The sequence below is a fragment of the Sphingomonas sp. GW821-FHT09E03 genome, from assembly GCF_059416225.1.
Map to the genome: position 1 here is coordinate 412502 of NZ_JBWKOS010000001.1, position 21514 is coordinate 434015.

A 21514-nucleotide genomic window follows, 5' to 3' on the forward strand; every position below is an offset into this window, starting at 1 on the left:
CCCCAGCTTGCGCTGGGATGACGGAGGGGAAGATGCGGCCATCCGCGTCCTGCCTCCAGTCACGCCGCAACGAGCGCGGGATGACGGGAAGCCTGAAACGAAGCGTCAGGCCCGGTCAGGCCAGCGCGGCGTCCTCGCCCATCAGCGCGGGGAAGAAGCCCTCGTGGGCCGTCCGCAGCGTGTCCAGCGCGACGACGTCGTCGCGATCGGGGCGCTCGAAGATCAGCCGCTTGCCGCCGGTGCGGCCGAGCGGCTCGACCTCGACGCCGGCGGCATGCGCCTGGCCGAGGAAATCGAGCATGGCATGATCGTTGATCGTGACGACATAGACGCCCTGGTCCTCGGCGAAGAACGAGCGGGCACAGCCATAGGGCTGCTTGCGATCGATCATCGCGCCGATGTTGCCGGCCAGCGCCATCTCGGCGATCGCCACCGCCAGGCCGCCGTCGGAGACATCATGCACCGCGGTCAGCTGCCCGGTGACGATGCCGTTGCGGATCAATTCGCCCGTCGTCTTCTCGGCGGCAAGGTCGACCGGCGGCGGCGGGCCGGCGTCGCGGCCGTCGAGCCCATGGACCTCGCGCAGCCACAGCGACTGGCCGAGATGGCCGCCACGCGCGCCGACCGCGAGGATGATGTCGCCGGTGTCCTTGAAGGCGATGGTTGCGCTGCGGCTCCAATCGGCGAGCAGGCCGATGCCGCCGATCGCCGGGGTCGGCAGGATCGCGGTGCCGGTGCCGTCGTCGGCGCGGCTTTCGTTGTAGAGGCTGACGTTGCCCGACACGATCGGGAAGTCGAGCGCGGTGCACGCCTCGGCCATGCCCTCGATGCAGCCGACGAACTGGCCCATGATCTCGGGCCGCTGCGGGTTGCCGAAGTTCATGCAGTCGGTAGTGGCGAGCGGCGTCGCACCGACCGCGGTAAGGTTGCGCCAGCATTCCGCGATCGCCTGCTTGCCGCCCTCATAGGGGTCGACATAGCAATAGCGCGGGGTGCAATCGGTGCTGATCGCGAGGCCCTTGGTCGTCCCGTGGACGCGGACCACCGCGGCGTCGCCGCCCGAGCGCTGCACCGTGTCGCCGCCGACCATCGAATCATATTGCTCCCAGATCCAGCGCCGGCTGGCGAGATCGGGCGAGCCCATCAGCGTGACGAGATCGGCCGCGATGTCGCTGCTTTCGGGCAGGTTCTCGAGCGGGGCAGGAGCCTCGGTGCGCACCCAGGGCCGATCGTAGTTCGGTGCCTCGTCGGCGAGGGGATCGAGCGGGATGTCGCACACCGTCTCGCCCTTGAACTTGAGCACCATGCGGCCCGTATCGGTGACATGGCCGATCACCGCGAAATCGAGCTCCCACTTGCGGAAGATCGCCTCGGCCTCGGCCTCGCGGCCGGGCTTCAGGACCATGAGCATCCGCTCCTGGCTCTCCGACAGCATCATCTCATAGGGCGTCATCCCGGTTTCGCGCTGGGGCACGTCGTCCATCACCAGCTCGATGCCGACCCCGCCCTTGGACGCCATCTCGACGCTCGACGAGGTGAGGCCGGCCGCGCCCATGTCTTGGATGGCGACGATCACGTCGGTCGCCATCAGCTCGAGGCAGGCCTCGATCAGCAGCTTTTCGGTAAAGGGATCGCCGACCTGGACGGTGGGGCGCTTCTCGTCCGAATCCTCGCCGAAGTCGGCCGAGGCCATGGTCGCGCCATGAATGCCGTCGCGCCCGGTCTTGGAGCCGACATAGACGATCGGGTTGCCGATGCCGCTCGCGGCCGAATAGAAGATCTTGTCGGTATCGGCGATGCCGACGGTCATCGCGTTGACCAAGATGTTGCCGTCATAGGCGGCGTGGAAATTGACCTCGCCACCCACCGTGGGCACGCCGACGCAATTGCCGTAGCCGCCGATGCCGTGGACGACGCCGGCGATCAGGTGGCGCATCTTGGGATGATCGGGCCGGCCGAAGCGCAGCGCGTTGAGATTGGCCACCGGTCGCGCGCCCATGGTGAAGACGTCGCGCAGGATGCCGCCGACGCCCGTCGCCGCGCCCTGATAGGGCTCGATGTACGAGGGGTGGTTATGGCTCTCCATCTTGAAGATCGCCGCCTGGCCGTCCCCGATGTCGACCACGCCGGCATTCTCGCCGGGGCCGCAGATCACCTGGGGGCCGGTGGTGGGCAGCTTCTTGAGATGGCGGCGCGACGATTTGTACGAGCAATGCTCGGACCACATCACCGAAAAGATGCCGAGCTCGACCAGATTGGGCTCGCGGCCCAGCGCGTGGAGGACGCGGTCATATTCCTCGGGAGAAAGGCCGTGCTCGGCGACGATCTGGGGGGTGATCTCGGTCATGCCGCGCCTTTAGCGGCGCATTGCGTCGGAGGCCAGTAGCGCCGCGCGACCGCACCCCGGCGTCTGCACGCCGAGGTGCGGCGTGCGTCGATCAGTTCTTGCGGCCGATGGTCAGTCCCTGTGCGGCCCACTGGCTGCTGGTCTTGCATTCCTGCGGCACCAGGCGAGTGCCCGTTACCGGCTGCGCCTGGCGGTCGCGCAGGCAGTAAAGATCGGTCTTGGCGTCATAGCGGACGGCGTAGCGCGAGGGCTGCGCCTGCGACTTGGCGACCGGCACTGCCGCCTCGGGAGCAGGGGCGCCGGCAGCAAGGGCAGCGGCGGCGAGCAGGGTGGCAATCATCGTCATGGCAGTCTCCTGGGAAATCGTCCGCAGGCTCATGGCCTGCAGACGTTCCTTTGCAGGAGGTGTGCCAGTGTACTAAGTCGCTGAACCAGCACAATTGACGTTTTTAGCCTGCTGTCCTGGCCCGCCAACCCTTGGCGGCACGCGCCAAGCGGTGGCGTTCAGGCGTAGGGCGGCTGGTGAAAACCCTTCGGGCTGGCGGTGAAGATCTCGCAGCCGGTGTCGGTGATCCCGATCGAATGCTCGAACTGCGCGGAGAGCGAGCGGTCGCGCGTCACCGCGGTCCAGCCATCGTCGAGCAGCTTGACGTCGGGCCGGCCGATATTGATCATCGGTTCGATGGTGAAGATCATCCCGGGCTTCAATTCCGGCCCGGTGCCCGGCCGCCCGACATGAACCACCTCGGGCGCGTCATGGAACAGCCGGCCGACTCCATGGCCGCAGAAATCGCGGACCACGCCATAGCGGTGCTTTTCGGCATGGCGCTGGATGGCGTTGGCGACATCACCCATGTGGTTGCCGGGCTTGGCCTGCTCGATGCCGATCATCAGGCACTCATACGTCACCTCTACCAGCCGCTTGGCCTTGAGCGGCACGTCGCCGATCAAATACATCCGGCTGGTGTCGCCATGCCAGCCATCGACGATCGGCGTCACGTCGACGTTGACGATGTCGCCCGACTTCAGCGTCTTCTCGCTGGGGATGCCGTGGCAGACGACATGGTTGATCGAGATGCAGGTGGAATGGCTGTAGCCGCGATAGCCGAGCGTCGCGGGCACGCCGCCGCCGGCGACGATGAACGCGTAGATCAGCCGGTCGATCTCCGCGGTGGTGACGCCGGGCACCATGTGCGGCACCAGCATGTCGAGCGTCTCGGCGGCGAGCTTGCCGGCCTTGTGCATGCCGGCGAAGGCGGCGGGGCCATGGAGCTTGATGGCGCCTGTGCGGCCATCGAGCGCATCGGAAGTGACGGTCACATATTCGGTCATGATCCACGCGATATAGCGTGACGGATCGGAATTTGCGAGGCTATGCGCATGGTCATGGCAACGGGCATCAGCGAGGAGCGGATCTGGACGGCGGCGCTGGTGGTGATCGGCGACGAGATCTTGTCCGGTCGCACCCAGGACAAGAACGTCGCGCAGCTCGCGAGTTGGCTCAACGTCCAGGGCATCCGCCTTGCCGAGGTCCGGGTGGTGGCGGATCGCACCGCGGCGATCGTCGAGGCGGTCAACACGCTGCGCGCGCGCAACGACTATCTGTTCACCACCGGCGGCATCGGCCCCACCCATGATGACATTACCGTGGACGCGATCGCCGCGGCGTTCGGGGTCGGCGTCGTCCATCACCCGGAAGCGATGGCCGGGCTCGGGCGTTATTACGCCACCCGCGGCGGGCTAACCGAGGCGCGCGCGCGCATGGCGCGGGTGCCCGAGGGCGCCGGGCTGATCGAGAACCGGGTATCGGGCGCGCCGGGCATCCGCCTGGCCAACGTCTTCATCATGGCCGGGGTGCCGCACATCACCGCCGGCATGCTCGAGTCGCTGACCGGCACGCTGGAGGGTGGCCGGCCGGTGGTGTCCAAGTCGATCGGCGGCTGGATCGCCGAGAGCGAAGTGGCCGATTTGCTCCGCGACGCGGAGCGGAGCCACCCGGGGGTGTCGATCGGCAGCTATCCGTTCTTCCGCGATGGGCGCGTCGGCGCCAATTTCGTCGTTCGCAGCCCCAGCGAGGAGCAGGTCGACACCTGCCTGGCCGATCTCACCCGCGCGCTCGAGGATACCGGCCGCGAGGTAATCGCCGGCGGCATATGACACCGCCGGCGATCTCGCCGGTCAGCGGTTGATCATGCGCTGGTGCGAGGCAGCGTAGCGCTCGCCCTGCAATTCGATGCCGTCAAGCGCCGCGGCGATGCGGGTGAGATCCTCGGGCGTCAGCGTCACGGCGACGCTGTTCAGATTCTCCTCTAGCCGGGTGAGCTTGGTCGTGCCGGGGATGGGCACGATCCACGGCTTCTGCGCGAGCAGCCAGGCGAGCGCGACTTGGGCCGGCGTCGCCTGCTTTTCCGCGGCGATCGATCCGACGAGCGTGACCAACGCCTGGTTGGCCTTGAGCGCATCGGCCTGGAACCGCGGCACCTTGCTGCGGAAGTCGTCGGCGGCAAAGACGGTGTTCTGGTCGAACCGCCCCGTCAGGAAACCCTTGCCGAGCGGCGAGAAGGGCACGAACCCAATCCCGAGTTCCTCCAGCAGCGGCAGGATCTCGGCCTCGGGTTCGCGCCAGAACATCGAATACTCGCTCTGCAACGCCGCCACGGGCTGCACGGCATGGGCGCTGCGGATCGACGCCGGGCCTGCCTCTGATAGGCCGAAATGCTTTACCTTGCCGGCCTGGATCAGCTCCTTCACGGTGCCGGCGACCTCCTCCATCGGCACCGCCGGATCGACGCGATGCTGGTAAAACAGATCGATGCGATCGGTGCCGAGCCGCATCAGCGCTTCGTCGGCGACCTGGCGGATGCGCCCGGGCCGGCTGTCGAGGCCGTCGGTCGGTACGCCGTTTTTGAAGCCGAACTTGGTCGCGATCACCACCTGGTCGCGGACCGGCGCCAGCGCCTCGCCGACGACCTCCTCGTTGATGCCGGGGCCATAGGCTTCCGCGGTATCGAAGAAGGTCACGCCCCGCTCATGCGCCGCGCGGATCAGCGCGATCGCCTCGCCCCGATCGGTGGCAGGACCATAGCCGAAGCTCAATCCCATGCAGCCGAGGCCCATTGCCGATACCTCAAGTCCGCTCTGCCCCAACGTCCGCTTGTCCATCAGTCCGTTCCTCTGTGCTGTGGCGCGCAACACCGTCGGCATCGCGCTTCACGGCCCAGATAGGCGTTTGGCATTGATCCGATTAGACGGGCCATGTGGATCGAGCCTATGATCCTGCGTCATGAAACCACAGCAATCAGACGCATGCCATGCGACGTGAGGATCTCGGCAGCCTCGCCATGTTCCTCGCCGTGGCGGACGAGCGCAATTTCACGCGCGCCGCGGCGCGGCTCGGGGTGTCGCAATCGGCACTCAGCCACGCCATGCGCCGGCTCGAAGCGAAGCTCGGCCTGCGCCTGTTGACCCGCACCACCCGCAGCGTCGCCCCTACCATGGCAGGCGAGCGATTGCTGGAAACGCTGCGCCCGGCGCTCGAAGAGATCGACGCCAAGCTCTCGTCGCTGACCGAATTGCGCGAGCGGCCTGCGGGGACCATCCGCATCACCACGTCCAAGCACGCCGCACGGACGATCCTGTGGCCGGTGATCGATCGGCTCACCGCCGCCAATCCCGACATCGAGGTAGAGCTGAATATCGACAGCGGCCTCACCGACATCGTCGCCGAGCGGTTTGACGCCGGGGTGCGGCTCGGCGAGCGGTTGGAAAAGGACATGATCGCGGTGCGGATCGGCCCGAACCTGCGGATAGCGGCGGTCGGCTCCCCAGCCTATTTTGCCGCGCATGGCGTGCCGTTGACGCCGGGGGATCTCGCCCGTCACCGCTGCATCAACCTGCGCTTGGTCAGCGCCGGTTCGCTCTATGTGTGGGAGTTCGAGAAGGACGGCCGCGCGCTGAACGTGAAGGTGGAAGGGCAATTGGTACTCAACGACGTCGATCTCACCATCGAGGCGGCGATCGCCGGCCATGGCATCGCCTTCATGATCGAGGATCACGCCATGCCTCAGATCGCAGCGGGCACGCTCGTGCGGGTGCTGGACGACTGGTGCGAGCCGTTCGACGGCCATCACCTCTATTACCCCAGCCGCCGCCAGCCGTCGCCGGCGTTCAGCCTGCTGCTGGAGGCGCTGCGCTATCGCGGATAGCCGTGGCGCCTCTCCGACTGGCCCGGCCAGGTCGCTGCCCGACATCCCTATCTGCGAGCCTGTGCGCGTGGCAGCTTGCGCCGAATACCTTGGAGTCGTTGCCATGGATGTTCGGCTGCTGATGGGATGCCTGCTGCTCAGCGGAACAATTCTGCCCGCGCCGCTCTGTGCCGCCTGGAAGCCCGGCGCCCCCGACGTCGCCGCGGCCGCGCGACAGTCGCATCGCCGGGGCGTTGGCGGCGGTCGATGCGATCGATCGGGCCGCCGTCAGCAACGATCATGCCGGTTTCGCCGCGCTGCTGGCCGACGATCTCGCGGTCAACAATCCACAAAATGGCGTGTCGGTGAAGGGCGCCACCGGGCAACGCAGCGCCGCCGGCAAGATCAGCTATGCGCGCTACGATCGCGTGGTCGACTATGCGGGAATGCGGGGCGATATGGTGTTGCTGATGGGCGAGGAGATCGTCCTGCCCAGGCAAGCGGACGGGGCCGCCGCCCTTGAGGTGCATTGCCGGTTCACCGACTTGTGGACACCCGTCGGCGGCCGATGGAAACTTACCGCGCGGCAGGCGACGATCATCGCCCGGCCTTGAGCGGCCGGGCCACGTCTTGCGCGGGCTCCAGAGCCACGCTAGAGGCGACCTCGCATCAGCTGCACCGGACGTGTCGGTATACCGGCGGAACGACACGGCAGCTGGCGCGATAAGCCCCAAGCAACCGGGGCCTTGCGGGTGTAGCTCAATGGTAGAGCAGAAGCTTCCCAAGCTTACGACGAGGGTTCGATTCCCTTCACCCGCTCCATGATCGCAAGCGCCGCTGGCGCCGATCGTTGCCGGGCAGCACGCCGGCAGTTTATTCTCTGAAGCTGCACGTGACCGGCAACGAACCGGCTTGAACGATTGGCTCGCGCGGGATCGGCATCCACCGCACCCCGCCAACCTTTCGCCGAGCAAAAAGGGTTAACGTTAAGCATCGGCGGAACCTGCGCATCTGCGGCATGTTGATGATTTGATGCAGAAAAATACGACGACGCGAATGAATGACCTGCGACTTACCTTAACGGAGGCGATGATCGAAGCGGATGCGTCGGACCCTCTGGTCGCGCTCCACCTAGCCGCCGCGATCGGCGTGCTCAACCAGACGATCGAGGATCGTTCGTCCGCCACCCGTCACGGCGGGGATGAGGCGCTTTCGGCAATCGCCGCCTGATCATCGCGATCAGCGCGTGACACGAAAAGGCCGGGACCTCTCAGTCCCGGCCTTTTTCGTGCCGACAGACGACGCGCGCTTACTTGCTGCGCTCGACCTGCTCGAACTCGAGTTCGACTGGCGTGGCGCGACCGAAGATCGACACCGACACCTTGACCTTGGACTTGTCGAAGTCGAGCTCCTCGACGATGCCGTTGAAGCTCGCGAACGGCCCCTCGAGCACCTTGACCGCATCGCCGATCTCGTAATCGACCTTGATCTTCTGCTTGGGCGCCGCGGCGGCCTCTTCCTTCGAATTGAGCATCCGCGCGGCCTCGGCCTCGCTGATCGCCTGGGGCTTGCCCATCGAGCCGAGGAAGCCGGTCACCTTGGGGGTGTTCTTGACGAGGTGGTAGACGTCGTCGTTCATGTTGAGCTTGGCGAGCACATAGCCCGGCATGAACTTGCGCTCGACCGCGATCTTCTTGCCGCGGCGGGCCTCGGTGACGGTCTCGGTCGGAACCTCGATCTGCTCGACCAGCTGGTCAAGGCCGAGCCGGGTGGCGTCGGCCATGATCTGGTCGCGAACCTTGCCCTCGAAGCCCGAATAGGCGTGAATGATGTACCAGCGCGCCATGATGGCCCTTCTTATACTGCGAGCTTGAGGAGTTGCTGGACGATCGCGTGGAAGAACGAATCGACGCCCAGGAAGAACAACGCGAGGATGGTGGTCATGATCACCACCATGACGCCCGTCATGATCGTCTCGCGGCGGGTCGGCCAGATGACCTTCTTGGTCTCGGTCTGAACCTGCCGGATGAACTCGATGGGGGTCGTCTTCGCCACGTGTCGTTTAAACCCGCTATAATGACTGAAATTCCCGTCAGCGAGGCATGATCCGCCCACCGCTTTCCCCGTTCGAGGAAACCGGTGCGCCAATCCTCGCTATCGGATGGTCCGCGCAAATAGCCTCCGCCGAGGGGAAAGGCAAGGGCGGGGCGGAAGGGCGGGGTGGCGCGGCGCCGTCACGCCGGCGGCAGGGCAGAAACTACGCCATGGCTCGATGATGGTGCGTCGCAGCAGGGGCCATGTTGCCGCGTTCGGCTGCAGCGCCGCGCAATCAGTGGCCGTAAGTCTTGATGCCGCGCCGGCGCAGCTTCTCGCGCTTGCGCAGGAAGATCAATGACATCGGCAGGCCTACCACCACAACAACGCCGATAATGGCGTAAACGATGGAATATCGGGTGAACTCGTCCATGCCCACAGCTCTAAAACAACGCAGCTTGTGCCGTCACCCGAATTTTACGGAAATTGCTAAATGTTACAGCAACTATGTTGCAAGCCAGGCGCGCGGCCATGATCAGGCATGCTGCGCCGCAGTGCTGCGGCTCGCTGAACAGTGGGTCGACGATGCTGGGAGGCTGGCAGGGGCGCTCGGATTCGAACCGAGGGCCTTCGGTTTTGGAGACCGACGCTCTAACCAACTGAGCTACGCCCCTGCAGTGCCGCGCCCTCTACCGCCATGATTCCGGAAGGGCAAGCGGGTAGCGCGGGGCGAATGTCAGCTTGGCGCTGTCGCGAGCGTGGTGCGGGGCCGTTGACCCGAACCGACTCCCGCCGTATAGGCCCGCCCGTTCGTCGGACTAATTGGTGCGGCGGACACGCTTGAACATTGCTGGATGCATTGACGGGCCGGGGTGGCAGAATCGCCTCCACGTCCCTTTTTGTATTCCATAGTGCTGTGATGGCTCCAGCAAAGTAACCCTTTGAGAGGTGAAGGCTTCATGCCCACGATTAACCAGCTGGTCCGCAAGGGCCGCGATCCGCAGAAGGCCAAGTCTAAGGTCCCTGCGATGGAACAGAACCCGCAGAAGCGCGGCGTCTGCACCCGCGTCTACACTACGACCCCGAAGAAGCCGAACTCGGCGCTGCGCAAGGTGGCCAAGGTCCGCCTGACCAACCAGCGCGAAGTCATCAGCTACATCCCGGGCGAGGGTCACAACCTCCAGGAGCACTCGGTGGTCCTGATCCGCGGTGGTCGTGTGCGCGATCTTCCCGGCGTTCGCTACCACGTCCTGCGCGGCGTGCTCGATACGCAGGGTGTGAAGGACCGGCGTCAGTCGCGTTCCAAGTACGGCGCCAAGCGTCCGAAGTAAGCCGGTCGGCCATCATGGCCGACCCTCGCATGGCTGAAGTTTAGAAGGAATTTGAAATGGCACGTCGCCGCCGCCCAGAAAAGCGTATCATCCTCCCCGATCCGAAGTACGGTGATGAGGTTCTTTCGAAGTTCATGAATTCGGTGATGCTCGACGGCAAGAAGTCCGTCGCGGAGCTCATCGTCTATGGTGCGCTCGAGACCGTCGAGACCCGCGCCAAGCGCGAGCCGATCGGCGTGTTCCATGACGCGCTGAACAACATCAAGCCGGGCATCGAGGTCCGCTCGCGCCGCGTCGGCGGTGCGACCTACCAGGTCCCCGTCGAGGTGCGTCCCGAGCGCGCCCAGGCGCTCGCGATCCGCTGGCTGATCACCGCAGCCCGCGCCCGCAGCGAGAACACCATGGCAGCGCGTCTGTCGGGCGAGCTGCTGGACGCTTCGAACAACCGCGGCAACGCGGTCAAGAAGCGCGAAGACACGCATCGCATGGCCGAAGCCAACCGCGCCTTCTCGCACTACCGCTGGTAACAGCGGCGCCGGCGGTCTTCCGCTGGAAACCTTTACGACCTATATGATGGGGAGCCGGGCCAAACCGGCTCCCCACATTGCTTGAGGAAGATCGATCATGGCCCGCAGCCATCCGCTCGAGAAGTATCGCAACATCGGCATCATGGCGCACATCGATGCCGGCAAGACGACCACCACCGAGCGCATTCTTTATTACACCGGCAAGTCCTACAAGATCGGCGAGGTCCATGAGGGCACCGCGACCATGGACTGGATGGAGCAGGAGCAGGAGCGCGGCATCACGATCACGTCGGCCGCGACGACCTGCAAGTGGCGCGCCGAAGAGGGCAAGGGCCCCGAGCATCTGATCAACATCATCGACACCCCCGGGCACGTCGACTTCACCATCGAGGTCGAGCGGTCGCTGCGCGTGCTCGATGGCGCGGTCGCCTGCTTCGACGGCGTTGCCGGCGTGGAGCCGCAGTCCGAGACCGTGTGGCGTCAGGCCGACAAGTACGGCGTGCCGCGCATGTGCTTCGTCAACAAGCTCGATCGCACCGGCGCCGACTTCTACTTCTGCGTCGATTCGATCATCGAGCGCCTTGGCGCGCGTCCGGCGGTGCTGTATCTCCCGATCGGCATCGAAGGTGGCTTCAAGGGCCTCGTCGACTTGGTCGAGAACCGCGCGATCATCTGGCTCGAAGAGTCGCTGGGCGCGAAGTTCGAGTACCAGGACATCCCGGCCGACCTGGTCGAGAAGGCCGCCAAGTATCGCAGCGAGCTGATCGAGATGGCCGTCGAGCAGGACGACGACCTGATGGAGGCGTATCTCGAAGGCAACGAGCCCTCGACCGCCGACCTCAAGAAGCTGATCCGCAAGGGTACGCTCAGCATGGCATTCGTGCCGGTGGTGTGCGGCTCGGCGTTCAAGAACAAGGGCGTCCAGCCCCTGCTCGACGCCGTGGTCGACTATCTGCCGAGCCCGCTCGACGTTCCCGCCATCCAGGGCCTCAAGCTCGACGGCGTCACGCCGGACGAGCGTTCGTCGTCGGACGAGGTTCCCTTCTCGGCGCTGGCGTTCAAGATCATGAACGATCCGTTCGTGGGCACCCTGACCTTCGCCCGCATCTATTCGGGCAAGCTCGAGACCGCGTCGCAGGTCACCAACTCGGTCAAGGACAAGAAGGAAAAGGTCGGCCGCATGCTGCTGATGCATGCGAACGAGCGCGAGGACATCCAGGTGGCGTACGCAGGCGACATCGTCGCTCTCGCCGGCCTCAAGGACACCACGACCGGCGACACGCTGTGTGCGATGAACGCACCGATCATCCTCGAGCGGATGGAATTCCCTGAGCCCGTGATCGAGCTGTCGGTGGAGCCGAAGACCAAGGCCGACCAGGAGAAGATGGGCGTCGCGCTCAATCGCCTGGCGCGCGAGGATCCTTCGTTCCGCGTGAACTCGGATCCGGAGAGCGGCCAGACCATCATCAAGGGCATGGGCGAGCTCCATCTCGAGATCCTGGTCGATCGTATGAAGCGCGAGTTCAAGGTCGAGGCAAACGTCGGCGCGCCGCAGGTCGCTTATCGCGAGTATCTCGGCAAGCCGGTCGACATCGACTACACCCACAAGAAGCAGTCGGGTGGTACCGGTCAGTTCGGTCGCGTGAAGGTCAAGCTGACCCCGGGCGAGCGCGGCTCGGGCATCATCTTCAAGGACGAGATCAAGGGCGGTAATATTCCGAAGGAATTTATCCCCGCGATCGAGAAGGGCTTCCGCGAGACGGCGGCCACGGGCTCGCTGGTCGGCTTCCCGATCATCGACTTCGAGATCCTGCTGTATGACGGTGCCTACCATGACGTCGACTCGTCGGCGCTGGCGTTCGAAATCTGTGCCCGTGGCGCGATGCGCGAAGCGGCCCAGAAGTCGGGCATCAAGCTGCTCGAGCCGATCATGAAGGTCGAGGTCGTCACCCCCGAGGACTATCTCGGCGACGTCATCGGCGACATGAACAGCCGTCGCGGTCAGATCCAGGGCACCGACAGCCGTGGCAACGCCCAGACGGTCGATGCGATGGTGCCGCTGGCCAACATGTTCGGCTATGTGAACGCGCTCCGCTCGTTCACCCAGGGCCGTGCACAGTACAGCATGCAGTTCTCGCATTACGACGAAGTGCCTGCAAACGTTGCCGACGAGGTGAAGGCAAAGCTCGCCTGAGGTGCACGGGGCCAGGTTCGCCTGGCCCGGTGACGCCGCAGGCGGTCTTCCCCGCAACCACCCCGGACCATGTCCGGGGTAACGCGCGGGGAGGGGCTGGCATTACCTTTCAACAGTCGCTATTGGGCCGCGTTCGCGTGGCCCCGGCGGCACCGAAATCGAATCAGAAGGTAGGAAAATGGCTAAGGCAAAATTCGAGCGGAACAAGCCGCACCTCAACATCGGCACCATCGGTCATGTCGACCACGGCAAGACGTCGCTGACCGCCGCGATCACGAAGGTTCTCGCAGAGACCACCGGCGGCACCGCCGTTGACTTCGCGAACATCGACAAGGCTCCCGAGGAGCGCGAGCGCGGCATCACCATCTCGACCGCCCACGTCGAGTATGAGACGACCAACCGCCACTATGCGCACGTCGATTGCCCCGGCCACGCCGACTATGTGAAGAACATGATCACCGGCGCAGCCCAGATGGACGGCGCGATCCTGGTCGTGTCGGCCACCGACGGTCCGATGCCGCAGACCCGCGAGCACATCCTGCTCGCCCGCCAGGTCGGCGTGCCGGCCATGGTGGTGTTCATGAACAAGGTCGATCTCGTCGACGACGAGGAAATCCTCGAGCTCGTCGAGCTGGAAATCCGCGAGCTGCTCAGCTCGTACGAGTTCCCGGGCGACGATATCCCGATCATCAAGGGTTCGGCCACCTGCGCGCTCTCGGGCTCGAACGACACGTTCGGCAAGGAAGCCGTGCTCGAGCTGATGAAGCAGGTCGACGAGTACATCCCGCAGCCCGAGCGTCCGCTCGACAAGCCGTTCATGATGCCGATCGAGGACGTGTTCTCGATCTCGGGTCGCGGCACCGTCGTCACTGGCCGCGTCGAGACCGGCATCGTCAAGGTTGGTGAGGAAGTCGAGATCGTCGGCATCCACCCGACCGTGCGCAAGACCACCGTCACCGGCGTCGAGATGTTCCGCAAGCTGCTCGACCAGGGCCAGGCTGGCGACAACGTCGGCGCGCTGATCCGCGGCGTCGCTCGCGACGAAGTCGAGCGTGGCCAGGTGCTCTGCAAGCCGGGCTCGATCAAGCCGCACACCGACTTCCAGTCGGAAGTTTACGTGCTGTCGAAGGACGAGGGTGGCCGTCACACGCCGTTCTTCGCCAACTATCGTCCCCAGTTCTACTTCCGCACCACGGACGTGACCGGCACCGTCGAGCTGCCCGAGGGCACCGAGATGGTGATGCCGGGCGACAACATCGCCCTCGGCATCAAGCTGATCGCACCGATCGCGATGGACGTTGGCCAGCGCTTCACCATCCGTGAGGGTGGCCGGACCGTCGGCGCAGGGGTTGTCAGCGGCATCGACAAGTAATATAGGCGCGAGCCTGCAAAGGGCCTGACCGGAGTCTCACTTCGGTTCAGGTCCTGAGTGGCCGGCCCTGGGAAACCAGGGTCGGCCATTCGCTTTTAATGAAGGCAGCGTCGTTCGCGGCGCTGTCGCACAGTAATCAGAGTTTTCTCGGCTTCGGCCCTGGCCCCGGCACATCGCCTGGGGTGTCCCGGCAACGGGGATGCCAGCTTCGCGCCGGCAGAGGGAAGGGGCCCGCTCTTTCGCATCGGTAGGGACCATGGACAACAACATCCGTATTCGCCTGAAGGCGTTCGATCATCGCGTTCTCGATCAGGCTGCCGGCGACATCGCCGATACCGCCCGTCGTACCGGTGCCCTCATCCGTGGCCCGATCCCGCTCCCGACCCACATCGACAAGTTCACCGTCAACCGCGGTCCGCACATCGATAAGAAGTCGCGCGAGCAGTTCGAGACCCGTACCTACAAGCGCCTGCTCGACATCGTTCAGCCGACCCCGCAGACGGTGGACGCGCTGATGAAGCTCGACCTCGCTGCTGGCGTTGACGTCGAGATCAAACTCGCCTAAGGCGCCGGCTCGCCGCGGTCGATCGCACGATCCCGCGGCGCGCTACGGCAAGAGATACCGCTGGTCGCTTGCGGCCAGGGCAGCGTCTCCCGTCTGTTCTTATACCAGTAAGGACACCAGCCCGGGACGGGGGCACGCTTCGCATTTCCGGGCTGACACGCACCGTAGGAATGGTCCTGCGGTGCCTCTGTGAGGAGTGTAGGTCATGCGTACCGGCGTGATCGCGAAGAAGATGGGGATGACCCGCCTGTTCCAGGACGACGGTCGGCACGTGCCGGTCACCGTTCTGCAGCTCGAGGCGTTGCAGGTCGTTTCCCGCCGCGAACAGAATATCGATGGTTACACGGCCGTTCAGCTCGGTGCTGGCGTTGCCAAGGCGAAGAACGTCGCCAAGCCGCAGCGCGGCCACTTCGGCAAGGCCGAAGTCGAGCCCAAGGCGGTTGTCCATGAGTTCCGCGTGACCGAGGACAATCTCCTCGACGTCGGCGCCGAGCTCTCGGCCGATCACTATGTTGCCGGCCAGCTGGTCGATATCCAGGGTCGTACCCAGGGTAAGGGCTTTGCCGGCGGCATGAAGCGCTGGAACTTCGGCGGTCTGCGCGCCACCCACGGCGTCTCCGTCTCGCACCGCTCGCTCGGTTCGACCGGTCAGCGTCAGGATCCGGGCCGCGTCTTCAAGAACAAGAAGATGGCCGGTCACATGGGTGACAAGTATCGCACGCAGCAGAACCTCGAGGTGGTCTCCACCGACGCGGCTCGCGGCCTGATCTTCGTCAAGGGGTCGGTGCCCGGCTCGAAGGGCGGCTGGCTGTTCGTCAAGGACGCCGTCAAGGTCGGCCCGCACGCCGATGCGCCTTATCCTGCCGGTCTGCGCGCTGCCGCGCACGACGAGGAAATCCACATCGCTGCGGTCGAAGAGGGCGCAGTGCACGACATTCCGCCGCTGCCGAGCGCCGAAGAGGTTCAGGCCGGCGTCGAAGCCGCCAACGCCGCTGGCGCTGGTGAAGTCGATCCGGGCAGCGTTCCGCCCGCGGCCGACGGCCCCGCTTCCGGCCAGGAGGGCTAAGACATGAAGATCGTTCCCAAGTCCTTCTCCGGCACCGCCGGCGCGGAAGTCGAGCTCAACGACGAGGTCTTCGGCCTCGATCCGCGCGCCGACATCCTGCACCGCGTGGTGACCTGGCAGCTCGAGAAGCGTCGCGAGACGGCCCGCGGCACGCGTGAGCGCGCCGATGTCGCCCGCACCGGCAAGAAGTTCGGTCGCCAGAAGGGCGGCGGTACCGCTCGTCACGGCGATCGCCGCGCTCCCGTCTTCATCGGCGGTGGTAAGGCTCACGGCGCCCGCGTCCGCGATTTCAACCCGGGCCTGAACAAGAAGATCCGCGCACTCGGTCTCAAGATGGCTCTGTCGAGCCATGCCAAGGCCGGCTCGCTGATCATCATGGACAGCCTGACCGTCGAGGGTGGCAAGACCCAGACGCTCAAGGGCGATCTCGCCAAGCTCGGCTTCGGCAAGACCGCGCTGGTGATCGATGGCGACGCCGTCGAGAACTCGTTCGCCCTGGCCGCCGGCAACCTCCGCGAGGTCAACATCCTCCCGGCCGCCGGTGCCAATGTCTACGACATCCTGAAGCATGACACGCTGGTGCTGACCCGCGCGGCGGTCGAAAAGCTGGAGGCTCGCTTCAATGGCTAAGCAGCAGAAGGCGATCGACATCCGTCATTATGACGTGGTGCTCGCGCCGCACATCACCGAGAAGGCGACCCTGCTCTCCGAGCAGAACGCCGTCGTGTTCCGCGTCGCCAACGACGCCACCAAGCCGCAGATCAAGGCGGCGGTCGAGGCTTTGTTCAACGTCTCGGTGACGGGCGTCAACACGATCGTCCAGAAGGGCAAGACGAAGAAGTGGAAGGGCGTGCCCTACACCAAGTCTGACGTGAAGAAGGCGATTGTCACCCTGAAGGACGGCGAGTCCATCGACGTGACGACGGGAGTCCAGGGCTAATGGCACTCAAGCAATATAACCCGACGAGCCCGGCCCGCCGCGGCTTGGTCCTCGTCGACAAGTCGTCGCTCTGGAAGGGCAAGCCCGTCAAGGCGCTGACCGAGGGCAAGCACAAGACCGGTGGCCGCAACAACAAGGGCCATGTGACCAGCCGCGGCATCGCGGGCGGCCACAAGCAGAAGTATCGCTACATCGACTTCAAGCGTCGCAAGTGGGATGCCGAAGGCACGGTCGAGCGGCTCGAGTACGATCCCAATCGTACCGCGTTCATCGCGCTGATCAGCTACGCCGACGGCGAGCAGGCCTATATCATCGCTCCCCAGCGCCTCGGCGTCGGTGACAAGGTGATCGCGGCCAAGCGCACCGACGTGAAGCCGGGCAACGCCATGGAGCTCGGCCAGATGCCGGTCGGCACCATCGTCCACAACGTGGAGATGAAGCCGATGAAGGGTGGCCAGATCGCCCGTTCGGCCGGCACCTATGTGCAGGTCGTCGGTCGCGATCGCGGCATGGTGATCGTTCGCCTCAACTCGGGCGAGCAGCGCTACATCCACGGCGAGTGCATGGCGACGGTGGGCGCGGTCTCGAACCCCGACAACCAGAACCAGAACCTCGGCAAGGCTGGCCGCTCGCGCTGGATGGGCATCCGTCCGCTGACCCGCGGCGTCGCCAAGAACCCGGTCGACCATCCGCACGGCGGTGGTGAAGGCCGGACCTCGGGCGGCCGTCATCCGGTCACGCCATGGGGCAAGCCGACCAAGGGTGCGCGCACCCGTCACAATAAGTCGACCGACAAGATGATCATCCGGTCGCGTCATTCGACCAAGAGGAAGGGCTAACATGGCTCGTTCAGTCTGGAAGGGCCCGTTCGTCGAACTGAGCCTTCTGAAGAAGGCCGAGACGGCTCAGGACACCAACACGCGCTCGCCGATCAAGACCTGGTCGCGGCGCTCGACGATCCTGCCGTCGTTCGTGGGCCTCACCTTCAACGTCTACAACGGCCGCAAGTTCGTGCCGGTGTCGGTCAACGAAGACATGGTCGGCATGAAGCTGGGTGAGTTTGCGCCGACGCGCTACTTCCCGGGTCACGCCGCCGATAAGAAGGGCAAGCGCTGATGAGCAAGCCAGCATCCCCCCGCAAGGTCGGTGACAAGGAAGCGCTGTCGGTCGGCACGCAGATCCGCGGCTCCGCGCAGAAGCTCGGCCTCGTCGCCGCGCTGATCCGCGGCAAGAAGGTCGGCGACGCGCTCAACATCCTCTCCTTCTCGACGAAGGCGATGGCGGTTGACGCCCGCAAGGTGCTCGCCTCGGCGATCGCCAATGCCGAGAACAACCACAACCTCGACGTCGACGCCCTCGTCGTCGCCGAGGCCTCGGTCGGCAAGTCGATCACCATGAAGCGCTTCGCGACCCGCGGCCGTGGCAAGTCCACCCGCATCCTGAAGCCGTTCAGCCGTCTGCGCATCGTCGTGCGCGAGCAGGAAGAAGCATAATGGGTCACAAGAGCAACCCCATCGGCATGCGGCTCCAGATCAATCGGACCTGGGACAGCCGCTGGTTCGCCGAAGGCGCCGAATACGGCCAGCTGCTGCTGGAGGATCTCAAGATCCGCCAGTTCATCATGAAGACGCTGCCCCAGGCGGCGATCTCCAAGGTCGTCATCGAGCGTCCGGCCAAGCTGTGCCGCATCTCGATCTTCGCTGCCCGTCCCGGTGTGATCATCGGTAAGAAGGGCTCGGACATCGAGAAGCTGCGCAAGACGATCGGCGCGATGACCAAGTCCGACGTGTCGCTGAACATCGTCGAGATCCGCAAGCCCGAGATCGACGCCAAGCTCGTCGCGCAGGGCATTGCCGATCAGCTCGAGCGTCGTATCGCCTTCCGCCGCGCCATGAAGCGTGCGGTGCAGTCGGCAATGCGTCTGGGTGCCGACGGCATCCGCGTCGCCTGCGGCGGCCGCCTCGGCGGCGCCGAAATCGCGCGCGCCGAGAGCTATCGTGAGGGTCGGGTGCCGCTGCACACGCTCCGCGCGAACATCGACTATGCCGAAGCCACCGCGCACACGTCCTATGGCGTGTGCGGCGTCAAGGTCTGGGTGTTCAAGGGCGAGATCCTTGGCCACGACCCGATGGCGCAGGACCGGCTGATGATGGAGGCCCAGACCTCCGGCGTGCGCCCAGCGCGCGACGATCGCCGATAAGGACTAGAACATGCTGCAACCAAAACGCACCAAGTTCCGCAAGGCGTTCAAGGGCCGGATCCATGGCGATGCCAAGGGTGGCACGACGCTGAACTTCGGTTCTTATGGCCTCAAGGCCATGGAGCCGGATCGGCTTACCGCCCGCCAGATCGAGGCGGCTCGCCGCGCGATCACCCGCCACATGCGCCGTCAGGGCCGCTTGTGGATCCGCATCTTCCCGGACGTGCCGGTCTCGTCCAAGCCCGCCGAAGTCCGCATGGGCTCGGGCAAGGGTTCGCCGGAGTTCTGGGCAGCTCGCGTCAAGCCGGGCCGCATCCTGTTCGAACTCGACGGTGTCGACGGCAAGACGGCCGCCGAAGCCTTTGAGCGCGCTGCGATGAAGCTCCCGATCAAGACCAAGGTCGTTGCCCGCCTGGGCGACACCTCGCACCTCGGAGGCGAGTAACATGGCCACCACCGATTTCACCGGCCAGAGCGACGATCAGCTGAGCGAGAACCTCGGCCAGCTCAAGCGTGAGCAGTTCAACCTCCGCTTCCAGGCGGCGACGAACCAGCTCGAAAAGCCGAGCCGCGTCCGCGAAGTCCGTCGCGACATCGCCCGCATCAAGACCCTGCAGGCTCAGCGCACCCGCGCTGCGGCTGCCAAGTAAGGAAGTAGCACATGCCAAAGCGCGTGCTGACCGGGCTGATCGTCTCCGACAAGGGCGACAAGACGGTAGTGGTCAACGTCGAGCGTAAGGTGAAGCACCCGCTCTACGGCAAGATCATCCGCCGTTCGAAGAAGTATCACGCCCATGACGAGGCGAATGAGTTCAAGCAGGGCGAGACCGTGCGGATCGAAGAGATCGCACCAGTGTCCAAGCTGAAGACGTGGAAGGTGCTCGACCGGGTTAACACCCATGCGACGCCCGAGCGGGTCGACGTCGACGCATAATCGCCACCCCGGCTGAGGCTGGGATGACGGGTGTGCAAGGGAAGGGGCCTTGCGTCCTTTCCGTGGAGTGGCTATGGGGCCGCTCCCCCTGGTGCAGGTTCGCCTGCGCCGGGGGTCGTTATTTTTAGGCGGGGTTGGGTCGGTATCCACCCCATGTAGAGAAGGAAGCAGGATCCATGATCCAGATGCAGTCCAATCTCGACGTCGCTGACAACAGCGGCGCGAAGCGGGTGCAGTGCATCAAGGTGCTTGGCGGTTCCAAGCGTCGTGTTGCAGGTGTTGGCGACATCATTGTCGTCTCCATCAAGGAAGCGCAGCCGCGCGGCCGCGTGAAGAAGGGCGACGTTCACCGCGCCGTCATCGTCCGCACCGCCAAGGACATTCACCGTGCCGATGGCTCGACCATTCGCTTCGACAGCAACGCTGCCGTCCTGGTCAACAAGAACGAGGAGCCGATCGGCACCCGTATCTTCGGCCCGGTGGTGCGCGAGCTGCGTGGCAAGAAGCACATGAAGATCATCTCTCTCGCGCCTGAGGTGCTGTAATGGCTGCCGCACGGATCAAGAAGGGCGACCGCGTCGTCGTCCTGTCGGGCAAGGACAAGGGCAAGACCGGCACGGTTTCGCTCGCCATGCCCAAGGACGGCAAGGTTGTGGTCGAGGGCGTCAACATCGCCACTCGCCACAAGAAGCCGACCCAGGCGAACCCGCAGGGCGGTCTTGAGAAGATCGAAGCCCCGCTGCACATCTCGAAGGTCGCTCACGTGACCGCCGACGGCAAGCCTACCCGCGTTCGTTTCGAGACGCAGGACGGCAAGAAGGTCCGCGTGGCCGTGAAGACGGGGGACAAGATCGATGGCTGATTACAAGCCCCGCATGAAGACGATGTACGAGGACTCGATCATCAAGGCGATGACCGAGAAGTTCGGCTACAAGAACGTCAACGAGATTCCCCGGCTCGACAAGATCGTGCTGAACATGGGCGTCGGCGAAGCCACCCAGGACAAGAAGCGCGTCGACCAGGCCGCGTCCGAGATGGAGCTGATCGCAGGCCAGAAGCCGGTGATCACCAAGGCCAAGAAGTCGATCGCGCAGTTCAAGCTGCGTGAGGGCATGCCGATCGGCGTGAAGGTCACCCTTCGCCGCGAGCGCATGTACGAGTTCCTCGACCGCTTCATCACCATCGCGCTTCCGCGCGTGCGCGATTTCCGTGGTCTGAACCCGAAGTCATTTGATGGTCGCGGCAACTATGCCTGCGGCATCAAGGAGCAGATCGTGTTCCCGGAAATCAACTATGACCGCATCGACAAGGTGCGCGGCATGGATGTGATCGTGACCACCACCGCAAAGACCGACGACGAGGCGCGCGAGCTGCTCCGTCTGTTCGGTTTCCCGTTCCCTCAGCCCGAGGCTGAAGAGCAGAAGCAGGCCGCCTAACAGCGTGCCCCTCATCGTCGCCCCGGTGCAAGCCGGGGCGACGGGACATAAGGAAGAGAGCTTAAGTCCATGGCGAAACTGAGTTCGATCAACAAGAACGAGAAGCGCAAGAAGCTGGTGAAGCAATATGCCGGCAAGTTTGCGAAGCTCAAGGCCCAGGCTAACGACGAGAGCCTGGACGAAGGCGAGCGTCTGATCGCGCGCCTCAAGATGGCAGAGCTGCCGCGCAACGCGAACCCCACCCGCATCCGTAACCGGTGCGAGCTGACGGGCCGCCCGCGCGCTTACTACCGCAAGTTCCGTCTTGCTCGCGTCATGCTGCGTGATCTGGCCAACAAGGGCCTGATCCCCGGCGTCACCAAGTCGAGCTGGTAAGGATTAGAT

30 protein-coding genes and 2 tRNA genes are annotated in these 21514 nt (G+C 64.9%); 24 read left to right on the forward strand and 8 right to left on the reverse strand.

Translation table 11 applies throughout. The features are described from left to right. Positions 1 to 115 precede the first annotated feature (115 nt). From purL to map, 3 genes are all read right to left on the reverse strand, one after another. A complete protein-coding gene (gene purL, locus AC07M8_RS02160; RefSeq protein ID WP_495172802.1) occupies positions 116 to 2347 on the reverse strand; it encodes a phosphoribosylformylglycinamidine synthase subunit PurL in 2232 nt (743 codons plus the stop codon). Between the two features lie 91 nt (positions 2348 to 2438). Next, positions 2439 to 2693, reverse strand: a complete 255-nt coding sequence (locus AC07M8_RS02165) for a hypothetical protein (RefSeq protein ID WP_495172803.1) — start codon at positions 2691 to 2693, stop codon at positions 2439 to 2441. A gap of 158 nt (positions 2694 to 2851) precedes the next feature. After that, positions 2852 to 3679, reverse strand: a complete 828-nt coding sequence (gene map / locus AC07M8_RS02170) for a type I methionyl aminopeptidase (RefSeq protein WP_495172804.1) — start codon at positions 3677 to 3679, stop codon at positions 2852 to 2854. Positions 3680 to 3733: 54 nt separating this feature from the next. Between map and AC07M8_RS02175 the strand changes: the two genes are divergently transcribed. Then, a complete protein-coding gene (locus AC07M8_RS02175) occupies positions 3734 to 4504 on the forward strand; it encodes a competence/damage-inducible protein A (protein WP_495172805.1) in 771 nt (256 codons plus the stop codon). A gap of 21 nt (positions 4505 to 4525) precedes the next feature. Here AC07M8_RS02175 and AC07M8_RS02180 read toward each other — a convergent pair whose 3' ends face one another. Beyond that, entirely contained in the window at positions 4526 to 5509 is a 984-nt protein-coding gene (locus tag AC07M8_RS02180; protein ID WP_495172806.1) for an aldo/keto reductase, read from the reverse strand. A 149-nt stretch (positions 5510 to 5658) separates the two neighbouring features. Here AC07M8_RS02180 and AC07M8_RS02185 point away from each other — a divergent pair, with 149 nt between their 5' ends. The 4 genes from AC07M8_RS02185 (at position 5659) to AC07M8_RS02200 (ending at position 7761) form a co-directional block, all read left to right on the forward strand. Next, a complete protein-coding gene (locus AC07M8_RS02185; protein ID WP_495172807.1) occupies positions 5659 to 6552 on the forward strand; it encodes a LysR family transcriptional regulator in 894 nt (297 codons plus the stop codon). A 233-nt stretch (positions 6553 to 6785) separates the two neighbouring features. After that, positions 6786 to 7145, forward strand: coding sequence for a nuclear transport factor 2 family protein (locus tag AC07M8_RS02190; protein ID WP_495172808.1), 360 nt, complete (start codon positions 6786 to 6788; stop codon positions 7143 to 7145). A gap of 134 nt (positions 7146 to 7279) precedes the next feature. Continuing rightward, positions 7280 to 7353: transfer RNA gene (locus AC07M8_RS02195), tRNA-Gly, on the forward strand. Between the two features lie 267 nt (positions 7354 to 7620). Further along, positions 7621 to 7761: a hypothetical protein gene (locus tag AC07M8_RS02200; RefSeq protein WP_495172809.1), complete on the forward strand. Its 141-nt coding sequence runs from the start codon at positions 7621 to 7623 to the stop codon at positions 7759 to 7761. A 79-nt stretch (positions 7762 to 7840) separates the two neighbouring features. Here the strand turns inward: AC07M8_RS02200 and nusG are convergent, their stop codons facing one another. The 4 genes from nusG to AC07M8_RS02220 all read right to left on the reverse strand — a co-directional run bounded on the left by nusG (position 7841) and on the right by AC07M8_RS02220 (position 9239). Continuing rightward, a complete protein-coding gene (gene nusG / locus AC07M8_RS02205) occupies positions 7841 to 8377 on the reverse strand; it encodes a transcription termination/antitermination protein NusG (protein ID WP_267395889.1) in 537 nt (178 codons plus the stop codon). Between the two features lie 11 nt (positions 8378 to 8388). Next, on the reverse strand, positions 8389 to 8586 hold the full coding sequence (gene secE / locus AC07M8_RS02210) for a preprotein translocase subunit SecE (RefSeq protein WP_267395890.1): 198 nt from the start codon (positions 8584 to 8586) through the stop codon (positions 8389 to 8391). A gap of 274 nt (positions 8587 to 8860) precedes the next feature. Next, positions 8861 to 8998 (reverse strand): hypothetical protein, encoded by a 138-nt coding sequence (locus AC07M8_RS02215; protein ID WP_495172810.1) that lies wholly within the window; start codon positions 8996 to 8998, stop codon positions 8861 to 8863. Between the two features lie 164 nt (positions 8999 to 9162). Beyond that, positions 9163 to 9239: transfer RNA gene (locus tag AC07M8_RS02220), tRNA-Trp, on the reverse strand. A gap of 285 nt (positions 9240 to 9524) precedes the next feature. On the opposite strand from AC07M8_RS02220, the gene rpsL reads away from it, so the two are divergent. The 19 genes from rpsL (at position 9525) to rpsN (ending at position 21505) form a co-directional block, all read left to right on the forward strand. After that, entirely contained in the window at positions 9525 to 9896 is a 372-nt protein-coding gene (rpsL, locus tag AC07M8_RS02225; protein WP_019516007.1) for a 30S ribosomal protein S12, read from the forward strand. Between the two features lie 56 nt (positions 9897 to 9952). Next, positions 9953 to 10423, forward strand: coding sequence for a 30S ribosomal protein S7 (gene rpsG / locus AC07M8_RS02230; protein ID WP_267395892.1), 471 nt, complete (start codon positions 9953 to 9955; stop codon positions 10421 to 10423). A gap of 97 nt (positions 10424 to 10520) precedes the next feature. Further along, a complete protein-coding gene (gene fusA, locus AC07M8_RS02235; RefSeq protein ID WP_495172811.1) occupies positions 10521 to 12617 on the forward strand; it encodes an elongation factor G in 2097 nt (698 codons plus the stop codon). Between the two features lie 178 nt (positions 12618 to 12795). Continuing rightward, positions 12796 to 13989, forward strand: a complete 1194-nt coding sequence (gene tuf / locus AC07M8_RS02240; protein WP_267395894.1) for an elongation factor Tu — start codon at positions 12796 to 12798, stop codon at positions 13987 to 13989. A 256-nt stretch (positions 13990 to 14245) separates the two neighbouring features. Beyond that, a complete protein-coding gene (rpsJ, locus tag AC07M8_RS02245; RefSeq protein ID WP_033921125.1) occupies positions 14246 to 14554 on the forward strand; it encodes a 30S ribosomal protein S10 in 309 nt (102 codons plus the stop codon). A 205-nt stretch (positions 14555 to 14759) separates the two neighbouring features. Then, positions 14760 to 15620 carry a 50S ribosomal protein L3 gene (rplC, locus tag AC07M8_RS02250; protein WP_267395895.1) on the forward strand — a complete coding sequence of 287 codons (861 nt, stop codon included), beginning with the start codon at positions 14760 to 14762 and terminating at the stop codon, positions 15618 to 15620. Between the two features lie 3 nt (positions 15621 to 15623). Continuing rightward, positions 15624 to 16250, forward strand: a complete 627-nt coding sequence (gene rplD / locus AC07M8_RS02255) for a 50S ribosomal protein L4 (protein WP_267395896.1) — start codon at positions 15624 to 15626, stop codon at positions 16248 to 16250. Next, entirely contained in the window at positions 16243 to 16560 is a 318-nt protein-coding gene (locus AC07M8_RS02260) for a 50S ribosomal protein L23 (protein ID WP_267395897.1), read from the forward strand. The genes rplD and AC07M8_RS02260 overlap by 8 nt, the downstream gene beginning before the upstream one ends. After that, positions 16560 to 17399, forward strand: a complete 840-nt coding sequence (rplB, locus tag AC07M8_RS02265; protein WP_267395898.1) for a 50S ribosomal protein L2 — start codon at positions 16560 to 16562, stop codon at positions 17397 to 17399. The genes AC07M8_RS02260 and rplB overlap by 1 nt, the downstream gene beginning before the upstream one ends. 1 nt (position 17400) lies before the next feature. After that, positions 17401 to 17676 (forward strand): 30S ribosomal protein S19, encoded by a 276-nt coding sequence (gene rpsS / locus AC07M8_RS02270; protein ID WP_495172812.1) that lies wholly within the window; start codon positions 17401 to 17403, stop codon positions 17674 to 17676. Continuing rightward, positions 17676 to 18053 carry a 50S ribosomal protein L22 gene (gene rplV / locus AC07M8_RS02275; protein ID WP_267395899.1) on the forward strand — a complete coding sequence of 126 codons (378 nt, stop codon included), beginning with the start codon at positions 17676 to 17678 and terminating at the stop codon, positions 18051 to 18053. Before rpsS ends, rplV begins: the two co-directional genes overlap by 1 nt. Further along, positions 18053 to 18760 carry a 30S ribosomal protein S3 gene (gene rpsC, locus AC07M8_RS02280; protein WP_495172813.1) on the forward strand — a complete coding sequence of 236 codons (708 nt, stop codon included), beginning with the start codon at positions 18053 to 18055 and terminating at the stop codon, positions 18758 to 18760. Before rplV ends, rpsC begins: the two co-directional genes overlap by 1 nt. Before the next feature lie 10 nt (positions 18761 to 18770). Further along, positions 18771 to 19205 carry a 50S ribosomal protein L16 gene (gene rplP, locus AC07M8_RS02285; protein ID WP_267395901.1) on the forward strand — a complete coding sequence of 145 codons (435 nt, stop codon included), beginning with the start codon at positions 18771 to 18773 and terminating at the stop codon, positions 19203 to 19205. 1 nt (position 19206) lies between these two features. Then, on the forward strand, positions 19207 to 19410 hold the full coding sequence (gene rpmC, locus AC07M8_RS02290; RefSeq protein WP_267395902.1) for a 50S ribosomal protein L29: 204 nt from the start codon (positions 19207 to 19209) through the stop codon (positions 19408 to 19410). An 11-nt stretch (positions 19411 to 19421) separates the two neighbouring features. Next, positions 19422 to 19694, forward strand: a complete 273-nt coding sequence (rpsQ, locus tag AC07M8_RS02295) for a 30S ribosomal protein S17 (protein WP_495172814.1) — start codon at positions 19422 to 19424, stop codon at positions 19692 to 19694. A gap of 176 nt (positions 19695 to 19870) precedes the next feature. Continuing rightward, positions 19871 to 20239, forward strand: a complete 369-nt coding sequence (gene rplN / locus AC07M8_RS02300) for a 50S ribosomal protein L14 (protein ID WP_174291909.1) — start codon at positions 19871 to 19873, stop codon at positions 20237 to 20239. After that, positions 20239 to 20556, forward strand: coding sequence for a 50S ribosomal protein L24 (gene rplX, locus AC07M8_RS02305; RefSeq protein WP_495172815.1), 318 nt, complete (start codon positions 20239 to 20241; stop codon positions 20554 to 20556). The genes rplN and rplX overlap by 1 nt, the downstream gene beginning before the upstream one ends. Continuing rightward, positions 20549 to 21130: a 50S ribosomal protein L5 gene (gene rplE / locus AC07M8_RS02310; protein WP_495172816.1), complete on the forward strand. Its 582-nt coding sequence runs from the start codon at positions 20549 to 20551 to the stop codon at positions 21128 to 21130. The genes rplX and rplE overlap by 8 nt, the downstream gene beginning before the upstream one ends. Positions 21131 to 21199: 69 nt before the next feature. Continuing rightward, a complete protein-coding gene (gene rpsN / locus AC07M8_RS02315; protein ID WP_267395906.1) occupies positions 21200 to 21505 on the forward strand; it encodes a 30S ribosomal protein S14 in 306 nt (101 codons plus the stop codon). The last annotated feature ends 9 nt before the right edge of the window (positions 21506 to 21514 follow it).